The 13,985-nt window shown below is 48.1% G+C and carries 15 protein-coding genes; 14 read left to right on the top strand and 1 reads right to left on the bottom strand.

All coding sequences use genetic code 11. From position 1 onward, the window contains the following. The first annotated feature begins 79 nt into the window (after positions 1-79). The 3 genes from AC5LIL_RS08335 to AC5LIL_RS08325 all read left to right on the top strand — a co-directional run bounded on the left by AC5LIL_RS08335 (position 80) and on the right by AC5LIL_RS08325 (position 1,936). Positions 80-697 (top strand): DUF1405 domain-containing protein, encoded by a 618-nt coding sequence (locus AC5LIL_RS08335; RefSeq protein ID WP_499823858.1) that lies wholly within the window; start codon positions 80-82, stop codon positions 695-697. Positions 698-735: 38 nt separating this feature from the next. Further along, complete coding sequence (locus AC5LIL_RS08330; RefSeq protein ID WP_074034619.1) at positions 736-1,419, top strand: zinc metallopeptidase; 684 nt, start codon at positions 736-738, stop codon at positions 1,417-1,419. 61 nt (positions 1,420-1,480) lie between these two features. After that, on the top strand, positions 1,481-1,936 hold the full coding sequence (locus AC5LIL_RS08325) for a GreA/GreB family elongation factor (protein WP_499823857.1): 456 nt from the start codon (positions 1,481-1,483) through the stop codon (positions 1,934-1,936). A gap of 41 nt (positions 1,937-1,977) precedes the next feature. Here the strand turns inward: AC5LIL_RS08325 and AC5LIL_RS08320 are convergent, their stop codons facing one another. After that, the gene (locus AC5LIL_RS08320) at positions 1,978-2,853 is read right to left on the bottom strand and encodes a YitT family protein (protein ID WP_074034617.1); all 876 of its coding nucleotides are present in this window, start codon (positions 2,851-2,853) and stop codon (positions 1,978-1,980) included. A 112-nt stretch (positions 2,854-2,965) separates the two neighbouring features. Here AC5LIL_RS08320 and bshB1 point away from each other — a divergent pair, with 112 nt between their 5' ends. The 11 genes from bshB1 (at position 2,966) to AC5LIL_RS08265 (ending at position 13,971) form a co-directional block, all read left to right on the top strand. After that, complete coding sequence (bshB1, locus tag AC5LIL_RS08315) at positions 2,966-3,649, top strand: bacillithiol biosynthesis deacetylase BshB1 (protein WP_499823856.1); 684 nt, start codon at positions 2,966-2,968, stop codon at positions 3,647-3,649. Beyond that, positions 3,646-4,767 carry an N-acetyl-alpha-D-glucosaminyl L-malate synthase BshA gene (gene bshA / locus AC5LIL_RS08310; RefSeq protein ID WP_499823855.1) on the top strand — a complete coding sequence of 374 codons (1,122 nt, stop codon included), beginning with the start codon at positions 3,646-3,648 and terminating at the stop codon, positions 4,765-4,767. The genes bshB1 and bshA overlap by 4 nt, the downstream gene beginning before the upstream one ends. Further along, positions 4,764-5,903, top strand: coding sequence for a CCA tRNA nucleotidyltransferase (locus tag AC5LIL_RS08305; protein WP_499823854.1), 1,140 nt, complete (start codon positions 4,764-4,766; stop codon positions 5,901-5,903). The genes bshA and AC5LIL_RS08305 overlap by 4 nt, the downstream gene beginning before the upstream one ends. Next, entirely contained in the window at positions 5,876-6,838 is a 963-nt protein-coding gene (locus AC5LIL_RS08300) for a biotin--[acetyl-CoA-carboxylase] ligase (protein WP_499823853.1), read from the top strand. The genes AC5LIL_RS08305 and AC5LIL_RS08300 overlap by 28 nt, the downstream gene beginning before the upstream one ends. 224 nt (positions 6,839-7,062) lie before the next feature. Beyond that, positions 7,063-7,896 carry a 3-methyl-2-oxobutanoate hydroxymethyltransferase gene (gene panB, locus AC5LIL_RS08295; RefSeq protein WP_499823852.1) on the top strand — a complete coding sequence of 278 codons (834 nt, stop codon included), beginning with the start codon at positions 7,063-7,065 and terminating at the stop codon, positions 7,894-7,896. After that, positions 7,896-8,726, top strand: a complete 831-nt coding sequence (panC, locus tag AC5LIL_RS08290) for a pantoate--beta-alanine ligase (RefSeq protein ID WP_499823851.1) — start codon at positions 7,896-7,898, stop codon at positions 8,724-8,726. The genes panB and panC overlap by 1 nt, the downstream gene beginning before the upstream one ends. A 5-nt stretch (positions 8,727-8,731) precedes the next feature. Beyond that, positions 8,732-9,115: an aspartate 1-decarboxylase gene (gene panD / locus AC5LIL_RS08285; protein ID WP_015881490.1), complete on the top strand. Its 384-nt coding sequence runs from the start codon at positions 8,732-8,734 to the stop codon at positions 9,113-9,115. A gap of 106 nt (positions 9,116-9,221) precedes the next feature. After that, complete coding sequence (gene dinG / locus AC5LIL_RS08280) at positions 9,222-12,032, top strand: ATP-dependent DNA helicase DinG (protein ID WP_499823850.1); 2,811 nt, start codon at positions 9,222-9,224, stop codon at positions 12,030-12,032. A 63-nt stretch (positions 12,033-12,095) separates the two neighbouring features. Further along, complete coding sequence (locus tag AC5LIL_RS08275) at positions 12,096-12,281, top strand: YpmA family protein (RefSeq protein ID WP_015881492.1); 186 nt, start codon at positions 12,096-12,098, stop codon at positions 12,279-12,281. Further along, complete coding sequence (locus AC5LIL_RS08270) at positions 12,278-12,763, top strand: hypothetical protein (RefSeq protein WP_499823849.1); 486 nt, start codon at positions 12,278-12,280, stop codon at positions 12,761-12,763. Before AC5LIL_RS08275 ends, AC5LIL_RS08270 begins: the two co-directional genes overlap by 4 nt. Positions 12,764-12,783: 20 nt before the next feature. After that, a complete protein-coding gene (locus tag AC5LIL_RS08265) occupies positions 12,784-13,971 on the top strand; it encodes a pyridoxal phosphate-dependent aminotransferase (protein ID WP_499823848.1) in 1,188 nt (395 codons plus the stop codon). Positions 13,972-13,985: the final 14 nt, after the last annotated feature.

The following is a 13,985-nucleotide window of genomic DNA, read 5'->3' as shown; positions in this document are numbered from 1 at the left end:
TGTAGCCTGAGAAACCAGGCTACACTTTTTTACTTATGTATTCGTATTGCGATAAACTGAAGAAAAAAGGATTGAGAACATGAACCCGACGTTTTTAAACACTTTCTTAATGAATCGAATCGTACTGACGTTATTATTTGTCATCAACTTAGGCGGTACGATTTACGGTTATATTTGGTATGAGCCTCAACTTCGTGACACACCATACGTATATTGGCCGTTCGTCCCGGACAGCCCGACAGCATCCCTCTTCTTTACAATCGTCCTCGGGTTGTGGATCGTGAATAAACGTTCTCCATTATTCGAGACGCTCGCATTCATTACCTTAATCAAATACGGCGTCTGGGCCGTCATCATGAATATCATGTTTTTAGGGGAGTTACCGGTGGATGCACCGACCATCACCATTTTAATGGCGGTCATGTTGATGATTTCTCATGGAGCGATGGCGCTTCAAGCACTTATCTACGCACCATTTATGAAATGGACCATTACTTCGTTTGTCTGTTCATTGATTTGGGTAATTCATAATGACGTAGTTGATTATGTGCTCGGACAATGGCCGCGCTATCCGTCACTCGCGGAACATATTATGTGGATCGGCTACGGCTCGTTTTGGTTAACGGGATTATGTTTTTTTATGGGATATGCGTTCGTCCTACGCCCTTCGCTTGAAAATAAGTTCATAAGAATGTAAAATCGAATTATCAAATACACGCAGAGGTGAAATAGAAAATGTCATTAGGTGGCTATATTTTCTATCTTGCACTGATTATGCTCATCCCCTTATGGGCTCAGATGCGAGTGAAAAGTACGTACAAACAGTTTTTAAAACAACCGCTTCAAAGCGGTGTCACTGGCGCACAAGTCGCTGATTTCATTATGAAACAAAACGGTGTCAACAATGTACGAATCGAGATGGTCGATGGACTCATGAGCGACCACTATGACCCGGTCAATAAGGTCGTCCGTCTCTCTCGTGAAGTGTATCAAGGTTCGACGATTTCGTCGGCAGCCATCGCGGCCCACGAGATTGGTCACGTCATTCAAGATGCGACCGACTACAAGATGATGCGCGTCCGACATAGTCTCGTTCCAGTCGTCAATATCACGTCGAACTTGTCATTCCCATTATTAATCGGTGGTTTCTTGTTCGGTGCACTCGGATTGGCACAACTCGGTGTCATCATGATGCTCGGTGCGGTTGTGTTCCAATTGATCACGCTCCCAGTCGAGTTCGATGCGTCGAAACGAGCGATGGCTCAGTTGACGTCACACGGCATCGTGACGGCGACAGAAGAGTCTGGCGCACGGAAAGTATTGAATGCCGCAGCATGGACGTATGTGGCTGCAACGCTCGTTGCGGTTGCCGAACTCATCCGTTTGGCACTCATCGTGTTTATGCCACGTGAGGAGTAGAACGAAATCCCGTCATAATCGGCGGGATTTTTTTATTTTGTGATGAAAGGAAATGTTGTTGATGAAACTGCAACTGACAGAGAAGGGTCATGAGCAATTGAAAAATAAACTAGCCATGTTAGAGCAAGACAGGACGGATGCTCGTGAACGTATACGTACGGCGCGGAAATTTTGTGATTTTCGAGAAGATGTCACCTATACTGAGGCAGTACGGGAATATGAGCGGGTGGAAGCGGATATTCTAGACCTTAAACGCCTGCTTGCTGACGTGACAATCGTCGAATCGGAACAGTCGGAAGTCGTGACGTTCGGGAATCGGGTCGTGATTCGTGAAGGCGACGAGGAGATCGAGAGCTATCGAATCGTGAGTGAGGCAGAAGCAGATCTAGAACGAGGAAGTATTTCGATGACATCGCCACTCGGTCGTAGTTTGATGGGGGCGACTGTCGGTCAAACGATTCAAGTTGAAACGCCTGGAGGCACGATTCAAGTCGAGGTGCTCAACATCGAGCCATAAAAAATCGCCTGTTCATTCCTATGAACGAGGCGATTTTTTGCTTATTTCAGCGGCATTCGATTCTCATCGAACGTAAAGCCTTCTCCGCCCACTTCATAGACGTGATGGAATGTGACGAACGCATGAGGATCGATCTGTTTGACGATCGTCTTCAAGCGATTCACTTCATTTCGCCCGACGACGACATACAGCACTTCAAGTTCACGGTTCGAATAGCCACCTTTGGCAAGTAGTCTTGTCGTGCCGCGGTTCATCGTCGCATGAATACCGTCGGCGATGGCAGTCCGGTGGTCACTGATGATCATCGCCGCCTTACCGGCATACGTTCCTTCTTGCATCGAGTCGATGACACGTGCCCCGATATAGACAGCGAGAAGCGTATACATCGCCTCGCGGATATCGAGATACGTCAAACTGAGAACGATGACAAAGAAGTCAAAGATAAGGAACGTCTTTCCGATCGACCAGCCGATATAGCGTTGTACGAGTCGTGCGATTATGTCGACGCCCCCCGTCGTTCCGCCATTGTTGAAGATGATTCCGAGTCCGACTCCGATAAAGAGACCCGCAAACAAACTTGCGAGCACCATGTCATCCGTTAGGTCGATGACGAGTGTAGAATATTTAGCGATAAGTGCATACCAAAGTGAAAATGAGAACGTCCCGATGAGTGTATAAACGAAAGTCGTTCGACCTAATAACTTATAACTCATGAAAAAGAGTGGGATGTTTAACGCCAAGTTCGTGATGGAAGGCGAGATATCAAATAGACCACGTAGAATCAAGGTGATTCCGGTGAACCCACCCTCTGCCAAGTTGTTTTGGACGTTGAAGTGATAAACGCCGAATGCAAAAATAAAAGAACCTATTAAGATGAAAATAATATTTCGAACACGAATCGGTAATTGTACCGTCATCAGGTTCACCTCCCCTTAGATAGAGTACTCGAAAAACAGTTCGATTGACTACCCTGAACATATGACATTCAGAAACGAGTCGGCTATACTTTTCAAAGAAGAGGTGATGTAAATGAAAGTAGTAGCCATCGGGGCACATCCAGATGATATCGAGATCGGGATTGCAGGGATGACAGCCCAATGGACGAAAGAGAAGATTGAGGTCGTGTACGTCGATTTGACGAGAGCGGAACTTTCTTCAAATGGTGATGTAGAAACGAGACAACAGGAAGCCAGTGTGGCAGATGACGTGCTTGGTGTCCGCCGAATCAATCTCGGATTTAAAGATCGGGGAATTGACGGGGGAGAAGAACAGCTCGAGGCAATCGTCTCCTTGATTCGACGTGAGCGTCCAACGCACTTGTTGTATCCATATGAAGTCGATCGCCATCCCGACCATGCGGCATGCGCTTATCTCGTGACAGAGGCGTTATTCAACGCGGGTATTCGAAAATATTTACCGGAGCTTCCGGCATATCGACCAGAAAGTGTGTATCAATATATGATCAATGCACATGTCGAGCCGGATGTATGCGTTGATATTAGTGACACGATTGAAGTGAAGACACGGGCACTCCAATGTTACGCTAGCCAGTTCACTCCAGTCGATGGGGTGAAAACACCGCTCACCGATGCATACGTGGAACGGGTCATTGCCCGTGAACGCCATTTTGGGAGCTTGATTGGCGTCGCTTATGCGGAAGGGTTGAAACGGGTGCGACCGTATGTCGTCAAACGGGCAGGTGAGCTCACATGACGTATCGAATCGGAATTCTTTGTTATCCATCTGTCGGTGGTTCGGGTATTTTAGCGACGGAACTCGGCATGAAGCTTGCGGACCGAGGACATGACGTTCATTTCATTACGAGCAGTATGCCGTTTCGTTTGAACGCCTATCATCCGAATATCACGTTCCACCAAGTCGAAATCAACCAATACTCGGTCTTTCGCTATCCGCCGTACGATATGACGCTCTCCGCGAAAATTGCGAGTGTCATCCAGTCATTCGGCCTTGATGTCATTCATGCACATTATGCCGTACCACATGCCGTGTGTGCCGCGCTCGGGCGTGAGATGGCCGGTGTGAAGACGCCGATTGTCTCGACGCTACACGGAACCGATATCACCGTTCTCGGTGAGGATGAGGAATTGAAACCGGCGATTTTATATGGGTTGCGCCAATCTAATGCGATTACGGCCGTCTCACACAGTTTGAAACGGGAGACAGAGGAGCGGATTGCTAGCAATTTGCCGATTCAAGTCATTCACAACTTTATTGATGAATCGGTATACACCCCACAATTCGACCCAACCTTACGGGAACGATACGGCTTAACGACAGACGACCGGGTCGTGATTCATATTTCAAACTTCCGTCCCGTCAAACGCGTCGACCTCGTCCTCGAGGCGTTCGACAAGATGGACGTTCCAAATAAAAAACTGTTACTCGTCGGAGACGGCCCGCTCATGGGTGCCATGCGCCGCCTCGTGACAGAGATGGGTCTTGAAGATCAAGTCATCTTTGCCGGGAAACAAGAGCAAGTCGCTGCACTGCTCTCCATTAGTGACGTCCATGTTCTCTTATCAGACAAAGAGGCGTTCGGACTTGTGGCACTCGAGGCGATGGCAACGGGAGTCCCGTCGGTCGTCAGTGACGCAGGCGGACTACCTGAAGTGATCACGGACGGTGAGGACGGGTTCGTCGTTCCACGAGGCGATGCAATGAAAGCCGCTATGGCCATGCAACAGCTGTTGACAGACGCAACGTTACAGGAGCGTTTCAGACAAAACGGGTTGGTGAAATCGAAACGATTCGCCTCACAAGACATCGTGACACAATATGAACGCTTGTATGAACAGGTGGTGACATCATGACAGAATGGGAGTATGCAAAACAGATTATCGAGACGATTGAACGACATGGCGGCGAGGCGTATATCGTCGGTGGAGCCGTTCGGGACTATGTCCTTGGAAATTTGCCCGACGATATCGATTTGGCCACGTCCCTCTTCCCGGAAGAAGTGATGGCGCTGTTCCCGAAATCGGTCCCGACCGGTATCGAACATGGAACGGTCACGGTCATCATCGACCATCATCCGTTCGAAGTGACGACATTCCGGTCTGAAGGATCTTATTCAGATTCAAGACGTCCGGACCATGTCGCACTCGGTGTATCGCTTGAAGAGGACATGTTACGTCGTGACTTCACAATGAACGCGATGGCGTTTCATGACGGACAAGTCGTCGATTTATTCGGAGGGCAACACGATCTAGATGAACGCATCATTCGCACGGTCGGGAGTCCTTTCGAGCGGTTTGGTGAAGATGCCCTTCGCATCATGCGTGCGCTGCGTTTCATGTCTCAGCTCGACTTCACATTACACGAAGAATTGCGTCACGCAGCGAGTTCGCTTAGTCATAAGCTTGAACAAATCGCAATGGAACGCATCGCAATCGAGTTTGAGAAACTGTTGACGGGACCGGCCTATCGAAAAGCGTTAGCAGAGATGGTCGAGCTCGGCATCCATCGCTATCTACCGAACGTGACGACGGAACTGATGCAACGGGTGCAACAAGATGATCGCACTCCAGTGAATGCGGTCAGTGGATGGGCCATCTTCCTCTATCACGCGAAAGATGAGGCATGGCTACTGCCATGGAAACGATCGAATGCAATCAAGCGGGAGGCTCGAGTGCTTGCGCAGCTCTGTGAGACCGGACTCGATGTGATGACGGTTTATATGACGGATGAGCCGACTCTCTCGACTTATTTTAAAATGAATGGTGAACCAGACCGCAGTCGTGAACTGAAGGAGTCACTCCCAATCCAGTCCCGCCAAGAACTGAAATTCAATGGACGGGATGCGCTTGAACTCGGTGCGACAGGTGAGGCGATCAAGCATCTATTGCTTGATCTCGAACGACGTGTCATTTCACAAGAGATTCCGAATCACGGGACCGTATTAAAAGAGGAGGCGAGACGATGGCTTCAACGCGCGGGCGTGTCTTGACGTTATTACAAAATGGGGAAGTGTGGAGCGGACAAGAATTGGCGCGCCAATTGAATATTTCACGTACCGCTATTTGGAAGCACATTGAAACGTTGAAGCAAGACGGATATGCGATCCATACGATTCCCCGTAAAGGATATCAACTGATTGAACAGAGTGACCGTCTGGATGAACCAGCATTTGTCTCATTCCGTAAAGGTCGATTCGGTCAGACGGTCCATGCGTATGAACAAGTCGATACGACACAACGAATCGCCCATGAATTGGCGCAACAGCATGTGTCGGAAGGAACGATTGTCATCAGTGAAGAACAGACTGCCGGACGAGGACAACTCGGTCGTCATTGGCATAACCCAAAACATGTCAATATTGCTGCGAGCATCATCTTAAGACCGGATTTGCCGATTCGAGACGCATCGAAACTGACGTTGATGGCAGCGAGTGCATTCGCACGGGCGCTCAACCATCAAAATCTTGATGTCATGATCAAGTGGCCGAATGATTTATTATTGAATGGGAAGAAAATCGGTGGCATTTTGACAGAGATGCAGACGGAGGGTGATCGGATTCAGGCTGTCATCCTAGGTTTCGGGATGAACGTCAATGGTGAGGAGATTCCAGACGAGTTAGCTCATCGGGCCACTTCTCTTTATCTAGAGACCGGAAAGCGATTCCGTCGAAGTGAACTGTTGGCTGAACTACTGGCTGAACTTGAAGTCGAATATGACCGATTCCTCGAAAGTGGTTTTGATCCAATCCGGATCAATTGGATGCAACATGCCGCCTACTTGAATGAAAAAGTCACGTTGAACGCTTCTCGTACTTCTCGTACAGGGGTCATGCGAGGGATTTCCAAAGAGGGCGCATTGCTCCTTGAAGAAGAAGGAAAGGTTGAACCGGTCTACTCTGCTGAGATTGCAGTGTGGAATGATTGATGAAAGCGAGACCATCGACTATACTTAATGTGTCGGACGCTATCAGTTATTGAAGTGTACCGCGCTTGCAGACTGTCACAATCAGTTGTCTGCCTTGATCATTTTGACAGGGACAGAAGGACACTACTCATGAAAACCATGAAATTGTTTTTCGTGCGCCTTCTTGCCAACCGTGTAAGAAGGCGTTTATTCTTTCCTGTCTCCACGTTTAGGAGGAGAAACAGATGCACACGATGACTTCATTATTGAAAAAGATGAACGAGCAAGAAAAGCTCGTCATGTTGACGGCGTATGATTACCCGTCAGCCAAACTTGCCGAAGCGGCTGGGGTCGATTTGATTTTGGTCGGCGATTCTCTTGGGATGGTCGTCCTCGGGTATGACTCGACAATCCCGGTGACGACAGAAGATATGCTTCACCATTCGAAGGCTGTTCGCCGTGGAGCGAAAAACACATTCGTCGTGGTGGATATGCCATTTGCGACATACCATGGTAATTTTGACCGAACACTTCAGGCTGCGTCCCGTCTCTTCCAAGAAGGACATGCGGATGCGATCAAACTAGAAGGTGCAGGTGAAGTTCTTCAGACGATTGAACGACTCACTCAAGTAGGAATGCCTTGTGTTGCCCATCTAGGGTTGACCCCGCAATCGGTCGGTGTACTAGAAGGGTATAAAGTACAAGGGAAATCCCTTGAGGCGGCAGAGACACTGCTTCAAGATAGCTTGGCTGCCGAACGTGCCGGTGCGAAGATGCTCGTCCTTGAGTGTGTACCGCATCAGTTGGCGAAACGAATCGCAGAAGAGTTGACGATTCCAGTCATCGGTATCGGTGCCGGGGCAGAAGTCGACGGACAAGTACTCGTCTACCATGACGTATTAAAATATGGCGTGGACCGCTTACCGAAATTCGTTCAGGCATATGCCGACGTGAATGAAGTGGCGACAGATGCCATCCGCTCTTATGTGGAAGAGACGAAAGCTGGACAATTCCCGCTTGAACGTCATACGTTCACAATGGATGAGTCATTGCTTGACTCGCTGTACGGAGGAAAATGATGAAAATCGTATCAACAGTTGAAGAGTTACGTCACACGTTGCCAACGGATCAAACGATTGGTTTTGTACCAACGATGGGATATTTACATGAAGGGCACATGAGTCTTATCGAGAATGCACGACGTGAGAATGACGTCGTTGTCATGAGTATTTTCGTCAATCCGACTCAGTTCGGTCCGAACGAAGACCTCGACCGATATCCTCGTGACTTCGAACGAGATGAAAAGTTGGCAAGAGAAGCCGGTATCGACCTTCTCTTCTATCCGACGACGGAGACGATGTACCCGCTTGATATGGCTCGTGTCACTGTGCGCCAAGGGGCGGATGTATTATGTGGGGCGAGTCGTCCCGGCCATTTTGATGGTGTGTTGACAATCGTCTCGAAATTATTTAACCTTGTTCAACCGACACGTGCTTACTTCGGTCTGAAAGATGCCCAGCAAGTGGCACTCATCGAAGGGTACGTCCGAGACTATTTTGTCCCGGTCGAGATTCGACGCTGCCCGATTATTCGTGAGGAGACAGGACTAGCCAAATCTTCTCGGAACGTATATTTGTCAGACGTTGAAAAAGAAGAAGCGAGTCAAATCTTTAAAGCTTTGACGACAGCGAGAGAAACACTTGAGGCAGGTCATGATCTTGAAGAAGTGAAGCAACGACTGACCGAACGATTACACGAGATTCCGAACAGTCAGATCGATTATGTCGAACTCGTTGACTATCCGACGCTTGCTGACGCTTCAAGCGATTCGGAGGAAATATTGATAGCAGTGGCCGTTCAGTTTGAGCGAGCCCGATTGATTGATAATGTGATTTGGAAGAAGGGATGAATCCAATGATTCGTACATTTATGCACGCGAAGCTTCATAAAGCAACGGTGACAGAAGCAAACTTACACTACGTCGGTTCGATTACAATCGATGAGGACTTGATGGATGCAGTAGGCATCATGGAAAATGAACATGTGCACATCACGAACAACCACAATGGCGCTCGAATCGAGACGTACGTCATCAAAGGCGAACGTGGTTCTGGTGTGATTTGTTTAAACGGTGCGGCAGCACGTCATTTCCAGGTTGGTGATGTTGTCATCATCATGGCGTACGGTCAAATGACTGCAGAAGAAGCGAAAACACATCGTCCAAAAGTAGCCGTATTGAACGAGCAAAACGAGGTCGATCAACTTCTTTACGAAGAAATCGCTCACACGATTTTATAAAACATTCGGGGATGTCGACAAAGGCATCCTCGTTTTTTCGTCGTTCGTTCTATGGTAAGATGAGACAGACAGAAAGCACGAGCGTGCCTAAGATGGGATGGATGTTATGGACACGTATGTGATTGTGGATATAGAGACAACGGGTCATTCCGTAAAGTCCGGTGATGAACTGATTGAGTTTGCGGCGGTCGTTGTACAAGATGGTGAAGTGATCGAGCGCTACAGCACCTTGATTCGACCGGGTCGACCAATCCCACCTTTTATTACGCAATTAACAACGATTAGCGATGATGACGTAAGTGATGCACCAACATTTGAAGAAGTGATTCCCGACATTTGGAAAATGCTAGATGGACGGGTATTTGTCGCGCATAACGTCGCATTTGATTTAACTTTTTTAAACGAGAGCCTTGAACAAGCGGGCTATCTTTCGTTTCAGGGGAGGGCCATTGATACGGTTGAACTCGCTCGCATCCTCTACCCGACACTTGAGAGTCATGCCCTAGAAGCGTTATCTGAGACATTCGACCTCGTACATACAGACGCACACCGCGCACTCAGTGATGCGGAAGCAACGGCCGAGCTTTTTATCCGAATGCTCGAGCGCTTGCGCGATTTACCTGTCGTGACATTGAAACGACTTCGCGATTTGTCTGAATCGTGGACGAGTCACGTCGAGCCGTTGCTCGATGAAATCATCCTCGAGGTTGGGATTCGACCAGACGACGAAACGCGTTTTGATATTCATCGAAAGATTGCGTTACACCGTCCAAGCGATACGTTCGTTCCGGCAGAAGAACGAGAACCCTTTGAACCGTTTCTCCTTCACACGATCGAAGAAACGCTTCCGTCAATCTTTGATCAATTTGAGCCGAGACAAAGTCAATTTGAAATGATGCGTCACGTCTATAAAGCGTTAGACGACGAGGAAACGTTGTTAGTCGAAGCGGGGACGGGAACCGGGAAGACGTTGGCGTACTTAATCCCGAGTGCCCATCATGCACTCGAAACGAAGCGCCCTGTCGTCATCAGTACGCATACGATTCAATTACAGGAACAGCTCCTGAACCGGGATTTGCCGGTACTTCGACAAATTTTTCCGGAAATTGAATTCACCTTGTTAAAAGGAAGACGGAACTATATTGATTTACGAAAATTCGAGATGGTACTCGATGAGTCGAATGATGGATTGTTAGTTTCGATGTGTAAGGCGATGGTACTCGTCTGGTTAACCGAGACTGAGACGGGGGATTTAGAGGAACTCTCATTCCCAGGATCTGCGATGCAAGGTCCGGCTTCTTTTAAACGGTTGATTCAAGCTGATGCTTCAAGTGAATTCGGACGGTTCGACCCTTGGTATAGCCGAGACTTTTTCACAAAAGCCGTCCTCCGTTCGAAAGAAGCAGATTTGATTGTGACGAATCACGCACTCTTATTCTCTGATTTGCAACATCAGGCAGGCATCTTACCGACCGATACTCCACTCGTCTTAGACGAGGCACATCAAGTCGAAGAAGTGGCCTCTCACCATTTCGGTGTGACATTTGACGCCATCCAATTTGATCGGTTGTTCAAATGGTTCGGATACGGTGCGGACGGGAAGTTTCATTCTCGGATCATTCAGCTAGCCGATTTGACGTCTGTGACAGAAGAGGCAGAAGCGTTCAGTCAACAGATTGATTCTGCGCTCGCACGGGTCGAAGAAGAGCTCGAAGACCTCTTGACGGCACTACAGTCGCTAGGAAAGAAAAAAGAACCCCGGCAAACCGTTCGATTCGAGCGAGAAGGCGCATCATTCAGACCGATTCGTGAAGTGGCGAATCGATTAGAGGACAAGTTACGTACACTACGGACGTCACTCAGACATCTCCATCGACTGCTCGATGAGCGTAAAGAGCACATGACGTTCAAACAACGCGCGCTTTTGAGTGATTTGAAAACATTGATTAGCGACGTCCGTGAGCTCGAAAGTGTCATTTATGAGACGATGCTGACACGTAATGATGATGCGGTCAGTTGGGTCGAGTTGAATTTAGGCAACCGTAAGTTGACATCGGTCTACACGCAACCGGTTGAAATCGGTCCGTTGCTGCACGAACGATTATTTAAGAAGAGACCGACGATTTTGACGTCGGCGACGATGACGGTCTCGGGCAAATTTAGTTTTATGGAACGACGACTCGGACTTGAAGGAGAACCGGTCAGACGAGTCGTATTGCCTTCGCCGTTCAACTTTAAAGAACAGGCAAAACTGTTTGTTCCGTCAGACTTCCCATTGATCAATGATGTGCCGCTTCCTCAGTTCGTTGATCAGACCGCTCAATCGATTGTTCAAATTGCAAACGTCACAAAAGGGCGAATGCTCGTCCTCTTCACCTCGAATGAATTGTTACGTCTCACTTACGAACAAGTAAAAGATCATCTCGACCCTTCTTATACGCTACTTGCTCAAGGGGTCAGTGGAGGATCGCGAAGCCGATTGACGAAACAGTTCAAGCGGATGGAACAGTCGATTTTATTCGGGACAGCCAGCTTTTGGGAAGGTGTCGATATTCCAGGTGAGGCGTTGACATGCCTCGTCATTGTGCGTCTGCCGTTCGCGCCGCCCGATCAACCAATCATGCAAGCCCGTTCGGAAAAAATTGAATCGATGGGGAAATCCCCATTCTTCGAGCTTTCGCTTCCTCAAGCAGTCATTCGTTTCAAACAAGGTGTCGGTCGATTGATTCGATCAAAATCGGATTATGGTGCGATTTTTGTGTTCGATCGCCGTGTCGAGACAACTCGTTACGGGAAACAATTCATCAATAGCTTACCGAAGGTGGACCGGATTGAAGGGACGCTAGAGACATCCTTATCCGAGTTAGAATTGTTCTTAGATGAAAAGGAAAACTCTGTGACAAGAAATGATAGATAACGCTAGGCATCATGATGTTATCGTTTTATAATGATACGTATAGGTTTTGGAGGAGGAGTCAACATGAATTCGAATATTGAGACGCTTGCGAGTGTGCGCATCGAACCGACGGCGGACGTTTATAAGATTGTCGATTTATTGAATCGGACGTTAAAAAGTCAAGATTTGATGTTCGGCCTTTCACTTGAGAAGAAAGTGAATGATCCGAAGAAGGAAGAGATGGTCTTCACCATCTATCGTACAGAATGACCAGAAAAACAAAATGGATCGTCTCGTTACTGGCGGCACTGCTCGGTGTCGTCCTTGTCTTTAGCGTGATGTATCGATTCACGATCGGACACACAGAAAATCAAAAAGAGCAACTCATTGAGGAAGCCTTGATTCGATTGAACGAGGAATCGCCAGACGTTCAAGTGGGGCAAGGAGAGCTATTCAATGGGACAGAGGCATACGTCGTATTTCCGGAAGCGGACGGAGACTCGATTTGGTTCGTTCCACTCGATGAAGAGCTCGAGATTGAACAACGTGAAATCGGTGAAGTGAATGCGAATGATGTCTGCGCTCGTTCTGTCCAAGATACAGGCGGACAACTCATCAGTTGTAAGTACGGATTCGACGAGAGAGCGCTAGTCGAAGTGGTCACAAAGGCAGACGCATCTTATACGTATTCGTATTACACGTTACAGACTGGAGAGTTTATTCGACGCGTCCAATTGACCGATCAAATGTGAAGAATTAGAGGGGGATAATGATGGAACATCTATTAGCGAAACGAGTGAAACAACTCACGCCGTCGACAACATTAGCGATTACAGCGAAAGCAAAGGCGCTCAAGGCTTCGGGCAAAGATGTCATTGGACTCGGCGCAGGTGAGCCTGATTTCAATACACCGGAACGAATCATCGATGCTGCTTGTCAAGCGGCTCGTGATGGCGATACGAAATATACACCTTCGGGCGGAACGGTCGCGTTGAAGGACGCCATCATTGAAAAAACGAAGCGGGACAGCCAGCTGACGTATGAGCGCAATGAAGTCATGGTCGCTTCGGGTGCAAAGCATGCGCTTTACGCATTGTTCCAAGCGATTTTAGATGAAGGTGACGAAGTCATCGTCCCGACACCTTACTGGGTCAGTTATCCAGAACAAATCAAACTCGCTGACGGTGAACCTGTATATGTCGATACAAATGAAGACACATCCTTCAAATTGACACCTGAACTGCTCGAACGTGCAATTACAGATCGTACGAAGGCAGTCATATTGAACAGTCCTTCAAACCCGACAGGAATGATTTACACGAAAGAAGAGTTACAGGCACTCGCTGATGTCGTTCTTCGACATAATCTTCTCGTCGTGAGCGATGAAATTTATGAGAAGTTGATTTACGGTGACGCAACATTCGTATCGATTGCGACATTACCGAATATGCGTGAACGTACGATCATCATCAACGGTGTCTCAAAATCTCATGCGATGACAGGGTGGCGTATCGGATATGCCGTGGGCGATGCGACAATCATCAGCGCGATGACAAACTTAGCGTCTCACTCCACATCAAACCCGACATCTGTCGCTCAGGCAGCAGCGGTTGAGGCATACAATGGACCACAGGATGATGTAGAGATGATGCGTCAGTCGTTTGAAGAGCGACTCAACATCGTTTACAACCGTCTCGAACAAATTCCAGGAATCACTTGCTTGAAGCCACAAGGTGCATTTTACTTATATGCCAATGCGAAAGTTGCCGCGACTGAGAGTGGATACGACAAAGTCGATGCTTGGTGCGAGGCAGTACTTGAAGAGGCAAACGTGGCACTTGTTCCAGGCTCTGGTTTTGGACAGGAAGACTACGTACGATTATCATATGCAACAGAATTAAAACGCGTATTAGAAGCGCTCGATCGAGTAGAAGACTTCATTACGAAGCGCGCTCGATAAGCGAAAGGATGGAA

The organism is Exiguobacterium sp. RM11 (assembly GCF_059821525.1).
The sequence above is the reverse complement of the archived record's forward strand: the minus strand, read 5'-3'. Positions and strand labels throughout refer to the sequence as shown.

What these genes read in the sequence shown, in the direction of transcription:
- AC5LIL_RS08325 (WP_499823857.1), top strand. Translation starts at nt 1,481, where the DNA reads ATGAAACTGCAACTGACAGAGAAGGGTCATGAGCAATTGAAAAATAAA.
- bshB1 (WP_499823856.1), top strand. Translation starts at nt 2,966, where the DNA reads ATGAAAGTAGTAGCCATCGGGGCACATCCAGATGATATCGAGATCGGG.
- dinG (WP_499823850.1), top strand. Translation starts at nt 9,222, where the DNA reads ATGGACACGTATGTGATTGTGGATATAGAGACAACGGGTCATTCCGTA.
- AC5LIL_RS08320 (WP_074034617.1), bottom strand. Translation starts at nt 2,853, where the DNA reads ATGACGGTACAATTACCGATTCGTGTTCGAAATATTATTTTCATCTTA.
- AC5LIL_RS08300 (WP_499823853.1), top strand. Translation starts at nt 5,876, where the DNA reads ATGGCTTCAACGCGCGGGCGTGTCTTGACGTTATTACAAAATGGGGAA.
- panB (WP_499823852.1), top strand. Translation starts at nt 7,063, where the DNA reads ATGCACACGATGACTTCATTATTGAAAAAGATGAACGAGCAAGAAAAG.
- AC5LIL_RS08270 (WP_499823849.1), top strand. Translation starts at nt 12,278, where the DNA reads ATGACCAGAAAAACAAAATGGATCGTCTCGTTACTGGCGGCACTGCTC.
- AC5LIL_RS08305 (WP_499823854.1), top strand. Translation starts at nt 4,764, where the DNA reads ATGACAGAATGGGAGTATGCAAAACAGATTATCGAGACGATTGAACGA.
- panD (WP_015881490.1), top strand. Translation starts at nt 8,732, where the DNA reads ATGATTCGTACATTTATGCACGCGAAGCTTCATAAAGCAACGGTGACA.
- AC5LIL_RS08275 (WP_015881492.1), top strand. Translation starts at nt 12,096, where the DNA reads ATGAATTCGAATATTGAGACGCTTGCGAGTGTGCGCATCGAACCGACG.
- bshA (WP_499823855.1), top strand. Translation starts at nt 3,646, where the DNA reads ATGACGTATCGAATCGGAATTCTTTGTTATCCATCTGTCGGTGGTTCG.
- AC5LIL_RS08265 (WP_499823848.1), top strand. Translation starts at nt 12,784, where the DNA reads ATGGAACATCTATTAGCGAAACGAGTGAAACAACTCACGCCGTCGACA.
- panC (WP_499823851.1), top strand. Translation starts at nt 7,896, where the DNA reads ATGAAAATCGTATCAACAGTTGAAGAGTTACGTCACACGTTGCCAACG.
- AC5LIL_RS08330 (WP_074034619.1), top strand. Translation starts at nt 736, where the DNA reads ATGTCATTAGGTGGCTATATTTTCTATCTTGCACTGATTATGCTCATC.
- AC5LIL_RS08335 (WP_499823858.1), top strand. Translation starts at nt 80, where the DNA reads ATGAACCCGACGTTTTTAAACACTTTCTTAATGAATCGAATCGTACTG.